Source organism: Lentzea sokolovensis (genome assembly GCF_033949975.1).
Classification (GTDB): Bacteria; Actinomycetota; Actinomycetes; order Mycobacteriales; family Pseudonocardiaceae; genus Lentzea; species Lentzea sokolovensis.
Genome location: NZ_JAXAVU010000018.1, coordinates 46,278 through 59,782 on the forward strand (window position 1 = coordinate 46,278; position 13,505 = coordinate 59,782).

Sequence of the window (13,505 nt, forward strand, 5' to 3'; positions counted from 1 at the left end):
TCCCCGCGCACGCTCGGGCTGGCAGGCTGCCCGGGACAAGCGAGAGGCGGCAACCCTGCACGGCAGGGCGCGTACTCGTGCCCCTCACGGGCAGACCGAGGCGTGGTCGCTTCACCACGCCGCCGATCGGCTCGACACTCGGCTGATCCCCGATCCAGAGGTGGTCGTCGTGACTGAAGGACTTGAAGACGTTCTGCGCAGACTCCTTGCCACGGTGAAGAACGCGGGCGAGGCGGAGGCCGCGGGACACCTGCTGGAGCACCTCACCACCGCCGCGATGGCGAACGAGCTGCAGGCCGCCGTCCGACGACGTGACCAGGAAGCGACGAGGTTCCACACGGAGGCTCTCGAACGCCAGATGTCCGGTCTGGGCCCGCTCAGGTTCGCGACCGACGGGTGAGAACACGCCCGGACGGCCCACTCGCGCGTAGCATTCGCACATGGTCGCGTTTGTGCCATCCGGGTCGAACGAGCGGATTCCGCGCGGCGCACCGGGCCTGGCGTTCGCGGTCCTCGGCCCGGTACGCGCCTGGCGGGACGGGACCGAGCTGGACCTGGGGTCGCCACAGCAGCGGTTGACGCTGGCGGTGCTGTTGCTCGCCCGTGGCCGGATGGTGCCGATCGCCGAGCTGGTCGCGGCGTTGTGGGCGGACCAGGAACCGTCGTCGGCGCGGGGAACCGTGCGAACCTACGTGCACCGGCTGCGGCGGGCGTTCGGCGGTGACGAGGAAACCGGGGGACCGTTGCGCTCGGCCGGGAACGGTTACCGGCTGCGCATCGACGAGCGGTCTCTGGACCTCGGCCGCTTCCGTGCGGCACGGCAGACCGCCGACCAGGCGCGGACGAGCGGAGATGCCCGCGCCGCCGGCACGCTGCTGCGCCAGGCGATGGACGAGTGGCAGGGCGAGGCGCTCGCGGGGTTGCCCGGCGAGTGGGCGGCGTCCGAGCGACGACGGCTGCACCACCTCGGCTTCCAGACCGCCGAGTCGCTCGCCGGGCTCGAGCTGGAGCACGAGCGGGGCGACCGGGCCGATCTCGTGGAGCGGCTGGTGGCGCTCGCACGGGCCGAACCGTTGCGGGAAAGCGTGCACGAACTGCTGATGCTGGCCCTGTACCGGTCCGGCCGCGCGGCGGAGGCCCTCGCCGCGTTCGAGAAGATCCGCGTCGCCCTGCGCGACGAACTCGGTGTCGATCCCTGCCCCGCGCTGCGCGACCTGCACGAGCGGATTCTGCGCTCCGACGACGACCTGCTGCCGTCGCCGCCCCGCGCACCGGTCACGGCACCTCCGGCCCAGCTGCCGGCCGCGCTGCCCGTGTTCTGCGGCCGGCGCACCGAACTCGACGAACTCACCACCAGGCTGGACACCGATCCCGCACCCGGTGTCGTCGTCGTGCACGGCACCGCCGGTGTCGGCAAGACGACGTTCGCGGTCCACTGGGCAAGCCTCGCCGCACCGTCCTTTCCAGACGGACAGCTGTACGTCAACCTCCGCGGCTTCGAGGCGGGCGGCGTCGCCAGGCCGCCGGAGGACGTTCTCGGCGACCTGCTCGACGCCCTCGGCGCCCCCGTCGCGGACCGGCCCACCGGCCTGGACGCGCTGACCGCGCTCTACCGCAGCGTTCTCGCCAGCCGCCGCGTGCTGATCCTGCTCGACAACGCGCGCAGCGACGCCCAGGTGCTTCCGCTGCTGCCCGGCGGCACGCGGAGCCTGACGTTGGTCACCAGCCGGCTGGAGCTGACCGGCGTCGTGGTCGCCGCCGGCGCCCACGCGATGAAGCTGGGGTTGTTCGACGACGAGCAGTCGGCCGATCTCATGGCGCTGCGCCTCGGCCGACGGCGGATCGCCGCCGAACCCGAGGCCGTGCGCGAGATCGCGGCCGCCTGCGCCCGGTTGCCGCTCGCGCTCGCGGTGGTGTGCGCACGGATCGCGTGCGACCCGGGACGCACCCTCTCCGACACGGCCCAGGAGCTCGTCGAGTGCCGCCTGGACGCGTTCGGGTCGTCCGACCCCAACGCGGACCTGCGGTCGTTGCTGTCGTGGTCCTACCTGGCGGTGACCCCGCCCGCCGCCCGGCTGTTCCGGCTGCTGTCGGTGATGCCCGGCGCGGACTTCACCCTCGAGGCCGCGGCGAGCGCCGCCGGACTGCCGATGCGCCAGGCGTTCGCGGCGATGGGCGAGCTGACCAGGGCTGACCTGATCAATTCCCAGCACGGCCGGTACAGCTCGCACGACCTGCTCCGCGACTACGCGGGCGAGCTCCTGGCCGAGACCGAGACCGCGGCCGAGATCCGCGCGGCGCACCGTCGCCTGCTCGACCACCACGTCGTCCTCGCGCACACGGCGACGGAGGCGATGGATCCGAACAACGAGGACCAGCCGCCGCCGATGGAGATCGCCCCCGGCGTGCAGCCCGGCCCGGCGCTCGACGACCAGGCCGCGCTCACGATGTTCATCGTCGAGCACCCGACCTTCCTCGCGCTGATCCGGCACGCGGACGAGCTCGGGTTCGACCGGCACACCTGGTACCTGGCCTGGTACCTGCGCCGCTTCCTCGACTGGACCGGCCGCATCGAGGTTCTCGCCGCGTGCAACGAGATCGCTTTCCGGGCGGCACACCGTGCGGGCGACCAGCGCGGCATCGGTTACGTCCACAGAGGACTCGCTCGTGTGGCGTGGTGGCGTGAGGACATCCCCGCCTGCCACCGGAACCTGGACCAGGCCATCGAGGCGTTCGCCTCCGCCGGAGACCGCGTGGCACAGGCCTACACCCACCGTCAGGTCGCCGGTGTGATGATCGACCCCGGTCGGCACGCCGGTCAGTACGACGCGGCCTTCGAGCAGATCGAACGGGCACGGGCACTTCTGCGTGAGGAAGGCAGGCTCGACCTCGAGTGCTCGCTGTTGAGCCCTGTCGCCAGGTGCCTGTGGCACGCGGGCCGGACCGAGGAGGCCGTGGAGGCGGCGGAGATCTCCCGCCGCCGCAACGAGGAGCTGGGCCGCAAGGCGGACCTGCTGGACTCCCTGGACGTTCTCGCCTTCGCCCACGCGAAGCTCGGCGACCACCGGACCGCCATCGCGTTCAAGGAAGAGCGGATCGCGCTCATCGGCAGGAACGACGAGTCGGCTGATCCCGGTTTCACCGCGACGCTGCGCGAGCAGCTGGCCTTCGAGATGGTCGAGCTCATCGGCATGCTGCTCGCCGCCGGTGACCACGCACGAGCGCAGGTGACGCAGCGCGAAGTGCTCGTGCGGCTGCGGCACGAACTCACCGATCCCGGTTTCACCACGGATCCCGGGGCCTCGGACGACCTCGGCGCCGTCCTCGCCGACCTGGACGCGCTGATCGGCAGGGACGACCTCGACCCGGGTTGGTACACCGCCTCCGAGGCGATTCTCCGCCGCGTCAGCGAGATAGCGGACCGCGCCGGCGCGGTGCGGTGGATGGCCCGGTTGTTCCCGCACGGCGTCCTCACGCCGTGACCACCTCCGGCGACGTCGTGTGATCCCTGGCGGCCACCGCGTAGCACGTCGGCTTCGAGCGCCACGCTGGAATTCCTGGTGCTGAACAGGTTCTGCGAGCGGTCCGGCACTACACCGCTTGCAGAGCGCGTGTCCGCTCGCGCGGCACGCCGTTGGCGAAGTCGTCGAGGAACGCCCGCGCCGTGAGCCCAGCCAGCCGTCCAGGCTGACCGCGTCCGTCAGCACGGGCACGGTCGTCCGCAGCTACCCGCTGATCGTGTCGCCGACCGCCTCCACGATCATCTGCACGATCCGCGGGTGCACGTCGGCGAGGTAGTGGTGCCCGCCGGGGAGCACCGCGGTGGTCGTCGTCGCGGACGTGTGCCGCCGCCAGCCCAGAAGGTCCACTTCGGACACGTGCGGATCCTCGTCGCCCGCGAGCGCGATGATCGGACAGGCCGGCGTCGCCCCGGACCGGTGCTCGTACGAGTAGAACATCCGCAGATCACCGCGCATCGCGGGCAACACGACCGATCGGGTCTCCTGGTCGTCGAAGGCGGACGGGGACAGCCCCAGCCGGGCCAGCTCGTCGACCGCGTCCTGGTCGCTGCGGACGAGCTCTGGTCGTGGCCGGTGCGAGTCGGGAGGCCGGCAGCCGGAGACGACCAGGTGGCTGACGCCGTCCGTGCCCTGTGCGGCCAGGACGCGAACGGCCTCGTAGCCGATCAGGGCTCCCAGGCTGTGGCCGAACACGACGCACGGACGGTCCACCAGCCATTGCAAGGCCATCGCGACCCGGCGAGCGGCTTCGGTCACGTCGGTGAAGGGCGCCTCCTGCAGGCGGTCCTCCCGCCCTGGCAGCTGCACCGCCCAGATCTCGACACCCTGGGGTGGGTCCACGGCCCACGGCTGGAAGGTGCTCGCGCCTCCGCCCGCCGGCGCCACGCAGACGATCCTGGCGCGCGCTTCGGGCGGTGCCGCCAGCAGCCGCAGGTGTTGCCGCCAGGGTGCTGTGGTCGTCATCGCGCAGCTCCTTTCAGGACAGTGCCGGCCGGCTGGTGGTGACCGGCAGCCGCAGGTAACCCCGCAGCACCGACTGGAGGTTGTGGTCCGGTTCACCGGCGCCGCACAGCCCCGGCAGCCGTGACAGGAGCTCGGCGAACACGAGCTCGCCTTCCTGGCGCGCCATCGCGGCCCCGATGCAGAAGAAGGGGCCGCCACCGAAGCTGAGCGGGGGCGGGCCGGTCCGGCCGAGCACGAACGAGTCGGGGTCGTCGTACACCGCGGGGTCGCGGTTGGCGCTGCCGAGGACGACGCCGAGCTCGGTGCCGGCGGGAAGCACGACTCCCCCGAGTTCGACCTCCTCGGCCGTGATGCGCCGAGTCACCTGCATGGGGGCGTCGTAGCGCAGGATCTCCGAGGTCAGCCCCTCTACGAGGCCGGGATCCGCGCGCAGCCGAGCCATCACGTGCGGGCAGTCGAGCAACGCCGCCACGCCGTTGCCGATGAAGCTGCTCGTGTTCATGGTGCCCGCGACGAACAGCGAGGTGAACATCGACTTGAGCTCGTCCCCGGACAGCATCGAGGGATCGTCGTGCTGGGTCTGCACCAGGTACGAGGCCAGGCTGTCGTCCGGTGCGTGCCGGAGGTTGTCGACGACCTCCTCGAAGAAGGCTTCGAGCTGCAGGTAGCCGCGATCGGCCTCGGCCAGGTGGTCGCCGGGAAGTTGCGGTTCGAGCAGCACGGCGAGGGCGAGGGACTGGGCGCGGAAGCGCGCGACCTCCTCTTCGTCCAGACCGATGAGGCGGGCGATGCTGATGCTGGGCAGCCGGTAGGAGAGCGTCTCCTGGAGGTCGGCCTGACCGGTCGCTTCGATCTCCGCCGCGAGCTCGCCGACGAGCACGCCGACCGTCGCCGCCGTCGCCTCCACGTGCGCGGCGATGCGCCGCTGCGTGAAGAAGCGGCTGACCAGTCCCCGGAGCCGGGGATGGGAGACGTGATCGCCGAACTGCATCGTCCTCATGAGACAGACGACGGCGGGGTGGTCGTGCCAGTCCGGGATGCGCCGCCTCAGCCAGACGGCGTCAGGGCGGGAGAACTCCTTGCCGGACAACGATCGCGCGCAGTCTTCGTAGCGCAGGACCAGGGTGGCCTGATGGCGTTCGTCGTGAAGAGGAGAGCTGTCTCGCAGAGCGTGGTACAGCGGATAGGGGTTGCGGCGGCCTTCGGGCGTGTCGAGCTGGGCCAGCAGCTCGTTCATCGGGAACCGCCGTTCTCCGCCACGAGACCGGCCATGGCGGCAACGGTGGGCGCGGAGTAGAGGTCGCGCAGGCTGATCCGGGCGCCGAGACTGTCGCGCAACGACTTGACGAGCGAGGTGGCCAGCAAGCTGTTGCCTCCCAGGGTGAAGAAGTTGTCCGACCGCGACACGACCGGAGCACCGAGCACCAGTTCCCACTGCTGCGCGATCGCCTCCTCCTGGCCGGGGCGCGGTGGTTCGTCGGTCGTCGAGCTGATCTCCGCGATGTCGGAGACCCACTCGGTCAGCGTTCGCCGATCGACCTTTCCGTTCTGCGTCACCGGAAGTTCGTCCACGACGTAGACGCGTGCGGGAACAGCGGCCGAGGAGAGGCGCGCGCTCGAGAACGACCGCAGATCGTCCAGGTTCACCGTTGTCCCGGTGGGCACCACGAAGGAGACGAGCTGTGGTGTCCGCGCACCGGCGGCGACGGTCACGCCGCGGCGCACGCCAGGATGGCGCCGGAGCACGTCGTCGATCTCGCCCAGCTCGACGCGGACACCGTTGACCTTCACCTGGAAGTCGGTGCGGCCCAGCATCTCGAGCACGCCACCAGGCCGGTAGCGCACGAGATCCCCGGTGCGGTACCAGCGCGTCCCCCGGTCGGCCACGAAACGCTCCGCCGTCTGCCCGGGGTCGTCCCGGTAGCCCCGGGCCAGGCACACGCCGCCCACCCACAGCTCGCCGGGCAGCCAGTCGGGGCAGTCGCGGCCACGCTCGTCGACGACCCGGTGGACCTGGTTGCTCAACGGATACCCGTACGGCACCGAGGTCCAGCCGTCGCCGGCCTGCCCGTCGAACACGTTGGACCAGATCGCTGTCTCGGTCGGCCCGCCCATCGCGGCCAGCCGGCACTTCCCACCGCCGGCGTCGGCCAACCGGCCGGGCAGGTCGAGAGGGATCCAGTCGCCGGACAGCACGGCCAGACGCAGGCTCGCCGGCAACCTCCTGCCCGGCCGGGCGGACAGCAGCGCGTCCATCAGCGAGGGCACCGAGTTCCAGATGGTGATCTCGTGCCGTTCGATCAGCTCCCACCAGGCGTCGACGTCACGCCGCTGGTCCTCGCCGACGAGCACCAGGGCTCCGCCGCGGGAGAGCGGCCCGAAGTTGTCGTACACGGACAGATCGAAGTCCAGCGCTGTCAACGCGAGCACTCGATCATCCACACCGACGCCGTACCGCGAGTTGACCCAGTCGATCGTGTTGACGGCGGCCCGGTGCGTGACCTCGACGCCCTTCGGGGTCCCGGTCGAGCCGGAGGTGAAGATCAGGTAGGCGATGGCATCGGCACTCTGCGGAACGGGACCCGGCAGCGGTTCGGCGCGGGTCGCCTCGGACGTGGTCAGGACCTCCGCGCTCCCCTCCCAGCCGGGCACCGGCTCTCCGTCCGGCACCAGCGCGAAGCGCGCACCGGCACGTTCGAGGATGTGCCTGCGGCGCTCGGCAGGCACGTCGGCACCGATCGGGAGGTAGGCCGCACCGGCCGCCAGCACCCCCATCACCGCCGCGATCTCGTTTCCTCCCTTGGGCATCATGACGGCGACCACGTCGGACGGCACGGCGCCGAGCGACGTCAGCGAGGCGGCGACACGCAGCGCGGAGTCCGCCAGCTCGCCGTACGACACGACTCCGCCGTTCCGCTGGTACAACGCGATGCGCGACGGCTCTTCCTCGGCGATGCGGAAGAACCGTTGGTGCAGAAGAACATCGGATGGCGGCGTCGTGGTGTGCACGGCCCGCCTCGCCTCCTGCTGATGCGGCGGCACGGTGATCTCAACCGGGCGCGACCAGGCACCCTCGTCGCTCGCCAGCTCGTTCAGCAGAGCGACGTACGCGGCGAACATGTCGTCGACGACCCCTGCTTCGAACAGGCCGTCGACGGCGTCCCAGACGAGCACGACGTCGTCGTCGCGGTAGTACACCTGGTGGTCCAGCCACACCTGCGGCGTCTGCGTGATCATGAACCCCAGCTCGCCGAAGTGCCGGCGGAACTGGTCGCCGACCATGTCCCGGCCGAACGCGTCGAAGACGTTGTACGAGAAGACGATCGGGGCGGGGTTGCCGTAGCTGCCGCTCTGCCGTGCGAGGTCACGCAACACCTCGACGCCGTAGTAGTCGCTGTGTGCCATGTTCTCCCGTTGGCACGACTGAAGGGCGCGCGCACGCTCGCCGAAAGCCGAGCCGGTGGACAGGTCGACCGGCAGCAGCACGATGTCGGAGAAGTCGCCCACCATGTCGGGGACCGCTGGATGGGTGACGCGCCGGCCGAAGTGCGGCATGTTGAGCAGGAACCGCGGTTCGCCGCTCCACCGGCCGAGCACTTCCGCGTAGGCGGCGGCGAGCGCCATGGCCGCGGTGACGCCGTGCGCCTGGGCCTGTGCCAGGAAGCGCTGCCACTCCGCCGCCGGCACGGTGTGGGCCGATCTGACGAACCGCGGCTTCCTGATGTGCTCCGGCGAGGTCGCCAACGGGAGGGCGGGGGCGCCCGGCAGCTCTGCCAGGATGCCGTGCCAGTAGGCCCGGTCGGCCGCGCGCGAGGCCTTGGCGCGGACGTCCCAGTCGGCCAGGTACTGCGCGAAGTCGTAGTCCAGCAACGGCAGCGCGACGCTCGGATCGGCGTAGAGCCGGCTCAGCTCGTCGAGCACGACCTGGACACTGCGCCCGTCCGCCACCAGCAGGTCGAAGCTGAAGTGGATCCGGGTGAACCCGTCACCGGCGACGGTGAGCCGGATGTCGAAGACCTCACCGCGCTCGACCTCGAGGCGGCGGTGCGACAGCGAGCTCCGGATCTCGGCCAGCGCGGCCCGCACGGCGGACTCGTCCAGCCCGCTCAGATCGTGCACGACGAGCCGCCACGGCGACTCGTCCGCGATCTGCTGCCGCCCGCCCGGCAGGAACCGCGCGCGGAGCATGCCGTGCCTGGCCACGAGAGTGCGGACTGCTCGGTCGAACGCGTCCCGATCGACGTCCACCGCGTCGAACTCGAAGTACACGTGCGAGCCGACACCGCCCAGCGGCTGGTCATCTCCCCGGCCGATCCAGTACGCCTGTTGAGTGGGCGTCAGCGCGAACGGCGCGCTCGGGTCGATCGGTGCGGACACTTCGCCGGCTTCCCGGTCCACGCCCCGGGCCAGCACTTCGCCGACCGCATCGGCCATGCTCGCGAAGCCGGGGTTCCGGTCGAGGGCGTCGATCGTCAGCACGCCCTCGCCGAAGGCGGACTCCACCCGGTGCACCAGTGCGATCGCGGTGAGCGAGGTGCCACCGAGCTCGTAGAAGTCGTCACCGTCGGCGACGGAACGAACCTGCAGCAGATCGCACCAGATCCCCGCGAGGGTCGCCGCGGTGGTCTGTCCTGTTTCCTGGTCAACACTCATGGAGAACTCTCACTCAACTTTGCGGACTCGACGGCGCCAGCAGCGCCTGGCGATCGACTTTGCCGTTGGGCAGCAACGGCAAGAGCGAACGGACACGTATCTGGGCGGGTACGAGGTAGCGGGGCACCCGTGCGACCAAGTACTGACGCAGGTGGTCCGGCGTGAGCTCCTGATCGCCGGACGCGACGAAGGCCACCAGCAAGCCGCGGTCACCGCGGTGCTGAACCGTCACGAAACACCCGTTCACCGCGGGATGGGCGTTGAGCAGGTTGGCGATCTCACCGAGCTCGATGCGGTAGCCGTTGACCTTGACCTGGTCGTCCCTCCGCCCGTCGAAGACCACGTTCCCGTCCGGGCGTAGACAACCCCAGTCACCGGTGCGGTAGAGCCTCTCGGAGACCCCGCCGATCCTCCTGTGCACGAACCGCTCCCGGGTGAGCTCCTCCGCCCCGAGATAACCCGCGGCCAGGCCGTCGCCCGCCAGGTGGAGCTCACCGACCTCCCCCGGCTCGCACAGCCGGCGCCCGTCCCCCGACACGACGTAGAGCCGCGTGTTCTGCAGTGGTCGCCCGATGGGGAACGGGCCGGTCTCGTCGGGCGGCTCGTCGACCGGATAGCAGGTCGCGACACAGCTCGACTCGGTCGGGCCGTAGAGGTTGAAGACGCGTCCCGGGCCGTAAGCGCGCAATGCCTTGGCCATGTGCGACGGTGACTGCGCTTCGCCGCCGACCGCGATCGTGGTGACCGGCGCCAGCACGTCCGGCGCCTCGGTGACGATCAGGTTGAACAGGGCGGTGGGGATGGCGGCGAGGGTGACCCGCCCGGCTCTCAGGACCTGCCGCAGCGTCGACAGGTCGATCGGGGCCGCCGGGTAGAGCACGCAGGTTCCCCCGGTCAGCAACGCGCTCCAGATCTCCCACCAGGCCATGTCGAAGGTGAGCGCGCCCAGTTGCAGCACACGGCTGCCGGGACCTGTCCGGCCGTACGCCGTGAAGTGCGCCACCCGCACGATTCCGCGGTGCGGGATCATCACGCCTTTGGGACCGCCGGTCGAACCCGACGTGTAGCAGACGCAGGCGACATCGTCGCCGCGCACCGATGGCTGCGGATTGACGTCACTCGTGGTCCGCGTCATGTCCCGCAGGGCGAGCACCTCGGCGCCGAGGCCGGCCACCTTGGCCGCGACCACCGCGGGCTGCTCGCAGATCAGCCGGTCACAGCCGGCGTCGGCGACCAGCTGACGGACGCGCTGATCCGGCCAGCCGGCGTCGATCGGGAGGAACGTGCCGCCGTTCTTGAGCACACCGAGCACCGCCACGAGCATCTCCGCCGACCGGGGCACGCAGATGCCCACCGTCGTGCCGGGCCCGCACCCGCCGGCGCGCAGGGCGTGAGCGAGCCCGTTCGCCAGCCGGTTCAGTTCCCGGTAGCTGATCTCACGGTCGCCGTCGACGACCGCCGGCCGGTCCGGCCAGAGCTCCGCCTGGAGCTCGAACTGGCCGTGCACGGTGCTGTCGCGCGGGTAGTCCGTCGACGTTCGGTTGACATCCAGATGCGCCGCCAAGGCGGCCGCACTGCACAGCAAGGACTCCACGTGAGCCCTCCACTCGGTGGGTTGGTTCGACGGGCACACGGGACCGGCCGAGGTCGTCCTCGTGTCCGGTTCGCCGGGCTTGGCCTTCGTTGCGCAGCCAACGCAACAGTGCCGGAGACGGGAAGACCGAGGGGCGCCCGGTAGCCGGCAGGACGTGGAATCGTGCACTTCGAGGCAGAGTGCGCACCTGCCACAACAGACCGTGAGAGCGCGATCACAGCAGAGGGCTGATCCACTGTGGACATCGATGGAGCGACCAGAGTCCTTTGTGGCCGCCTGTTCGCGGAGACCTCCCCGTGCGAGCGCGCTTCGCCTTGGACGCTACGGAGAGTGGCTCCCCTTCAGCAGGTCGCACGCGCGATTCGAGGTGTGGATTCGGATATACTGCTCGGCCGCCATCGCCACCGAAATCGACGATCGGCCGCGAGATCGGAGCGCAGATGGATCTGAAGACCAGTCTGCCGTCTGAGGAGACGTCCTTCGTCGGGCGTCGAGCCGAACTGGCCGAGGCGAAGGCGTTGCTCGCGGCCAGCCGGCTGCTGACGCTGACCGGCCCGGGAGGCATCGGCAAGACCCGGCTGGCTCTGCGCCTGGCACGGCAGGTGAGCCGCGCGTTCGCCGACGGCGTGCGGTTGCTGCGCGTCGACACCGTTCAGGACACCGATCTGCTCCCCCAGGCGATGGCCGTCGAGCTGGGTCTGCGCGACGTGGGCCGGGACGCGCCGGTCAAGATCATCGATTTCCTGCGGGACAAGGAGCTCCTGCTGGTGCTCGACAACTGCGAGCACCTGGCAGAGGCGTGTGGCGTCCTGGCGGGCCGGATCCTCGCCGCGGCACCCGGCGTGCGGGTGCTGGCCACCAGCCGGCACGTGCTGCGGGCCGAGGCGGAGCACCTGCTGCCCGTCGGGCCGCTGCCGGTGCCCACGGCGGCGGACGGGCGCGCCGCGGCGGCGCGGACCGACGCCGTCGTCCTCTTCCGGCAGCGTGCCGTTCAGGCGGGTGTGCTGGCCGGGCCGGAGGACCACGCCGCGGTGGCCCGCATCTGCCGGCAGCTCGACGGGATACCGCTGGCGATCGAGCTGTGCGCGGCCTGGGTGCGGCACATGTCGCTCGCGGAGATCCTGACCCGGCTCGACGACCGGTTCGCCCTGCTGGGAGCCGACGGGGTGGAGGTGCCGGCCCGGCACCGGTCGCTGGCCGCGGCGGTCGAATGGAGCTACGAGCGGTGCTCGGCGGAGGAGCAGACGCTGTGGACCCGGCTGTCGGTGTGCAGCGGCGGATTCACGCTGGCCGCCGCCGCGGCGGTGGGACTGGCCGCCGACCTGCCGCGTGAGGACCTGGTCGGGCTGATCGCCGGACTGGTCGACAAGTCCATCGTGACCAGGGACCGGACCGTCCGCGGCTCGGCCCGCTACCGCATGCTGGAGACGTTGCGCGAGTTCGGGCTGAGCAGGCTCACCGCGCGGGAGGAGCGGGCGGCCCGGATCCGCCACCGCGATCACCTGGTCGGCCAGGTCGACCAGTGGTCGTTGGAGTGGTTCGGCCCGGACCAGGTCGAGATAGTCGGTCTGACGAGGGCGGATCACGCCAACCTGCGTTCCGCGCTGCAGTTCTGCCTCGACGATCCGGCCCAGGCACCTCTCGGCGCCCGGCTCGTCGCGTCGATGTCCTACTACTGGACGAACTGCGGGCTGTTCGGTGAGGCGCGGTGGTGGGTGGACCGCGCCCTGCTGGTCGAGGACCTGTCGCCGGACGTGCGGTTCCACACCCTGTGGCTCAGTGCCTACACGGCGCTGGGCCTGGGAGATCAGGATCGCAGCATCGACGAGTCCTCCCAGGCGGAAGCCGTGGCCCGCGGTGCCGGGGACCCGGGCAGGATCGCCCTCGCCCTCGCGGTCCGGGCCTTCGTCCTCGGGGTCTTCGAGGGCGACCCGATCGCCGCCGACGCCTGTTACGCGGAGGCGATCTCCCGATTCGGCGACGCGCCGGAGCTCGGCGGCTACCTGGTTCTGACTCACGCGGGACGGGCGATGGTCGCCGGGCTGTCCGGGAACCAGGTGCAGGCCGCGGCCTCGGCCAGGCAGGCGATCGAGCTGGCCGAGGTCAGGGGCGAGCTGTGCCATCGCAGCTACGCGCTGTACGGGCTCGCGCTCGCCGAGTGGCAGCTGGGGAACTGGCCGGAGGCCGCCGCGAACGCGAAGAGCGCGGTGCGGCTCAAGCACCGGTTCGGCGACTTCAACGGGCTGGCGCTGGCGGTGCAGCTGCTGGCGTGGATCGCGTCGGCGAGCGGTGACTTCACGCGGGCGGCGAATCTGCTCGGCGTGGGTGAGCGGATCTGGACGTTCACCGGAGGCAAGGCGATGCTGGACTCCGACGCCTGGATCGTGCCCAACACGGCCTGCCGCGAGGTGGTCGTCGGGCGGCTGGGTCAGCGGAGGTTCGAGAGCGCCTTCCGGGAGGGCATCGACCGTGGTGGTGACCTGGACGACGCTGTGGACTACGTGCTCGGCGCCCAGGCGTCGTCCGGCCAGGCTCCCCCGGAGCTGACCGCTCAGGAACTGCGGGTCGCGCAGCTGATCGCCGAGGGCGTCGGGAACAGGACCATCGCCTCCCGCCTGTTGATCGCACAACGCACGGCGCAGGTGCACGTCGAGAACATCCTCGGCAAACTCGGGTTCAGCTCCAGGGCCCAGATCGCGTCGTGGGTCGTCCAACGCCGCCTGGACGACCAGCAGCTGCCAGTATTGGAGGACGACTGAACAGCGGGAGGTGGT

Annotated in this window: 7 protein-coding genes; 3 read left to right on the forward strand and 4 right to left on the reverse strand. The window is 70.9% G+C overall.

What is annotated here, in order from left to right:
• Positions 1 to 169 precede the first annotated feature (169 nt).
• A complete protein-coding gene (locus SK854_RS45735; RefSeq protein WP_319981473.1) occupies positions 170 to 400 on the forward strand; it encodes a hypothetical protein in 231 nt (76 codons plus the stop codon).
• A 40-nt stretch (positions 401 to 440) separates the two neighbouring features.
• Entirely contained in the window at positions 441 to 3,482 is a 3,042-nt protein-coding gene (locus tag SK854_RS45740) for an AfsR/SARP family transcriptional regulator (protein ID WP_319981474.1), read from the forward strand.
• Between the two features lie 243 nt (positions 3,483 to 3,725).
• Here SK854_RS45740 and SK854_RS45745 read toward each other — a convergent pair whose 3' ends face one another.
• From SK854_RS45745 to SK854_RS45760, 4 genes are read right to left on the reverse strand one after another with little or no spacing between them, the layout of a single operon-like run.
• Entirely contained in the window at positions 3,726 to 4,484 is a 759-nt protein-coding gene (locus SK854_RS45745; protein WP_319981475.1) for a thioesterase II family protein, read from the reverse strand.
• A 13-nt stretch (positions 4,485 to 4,497) separates the two neighbouring features.
• Entirely contained in the window at positions 4,498 to 5,721 is a 1,224-nt protein-coding gene (locus SK854_RS45750; protein WP_319981476.1) for a cytochrome P450, read from the reverse strand.
• The gene (locus tag SK854_RS45755; protein WP_319981477.1) at positions 5,718 to 9,137 is read right to left on the reverse strand and encodes a non-ribosomal peptide synthetase; all 3,420 of its coding nucleotides are present in this window, start codon (positions 9,135 to 9,137) and stop codon (positions 5,718 to 5,720) included. The genes SK854_RS45750 and SK854_RS45755 overlap by 4 nt, the downstream gene beginning before the upstream one ends.
• A 13-nt stretch (positions 9,138 to 9,150) precedes the next feature.
• On the reverse strand, positions 9,151 to 10,731 hold the full coding sequence (locus tag SK854_RS45760) for an amino acid adenylation domain-containing protein (protein ID WP_319981478.1): 1,581 nt from the start codon (positions 10,729 to 10,731) through the stop codon (positions 9,151 to 9,153).
• Between the two features lie 440 nt (positions 10,732 to 11,171).
• On the opposite strand from SK854_RS45760, the gene SK854_RS45765 reads away from it, so the two are divergent.
• Positions 11,172 to 13,490: an ATP-binding protein gene (locus tag SK854_RS45765; RefSeq protein ID WP_319981479.1), complete on the forward strand. Its 2,319-nt coding sequence runs from the start codon at positions 11,172 to 11,174 to the stop codon at positions 13,488 to 13,490.
• Positions 13,491 to 13,505: the final 15 nt, after the last annotated feature.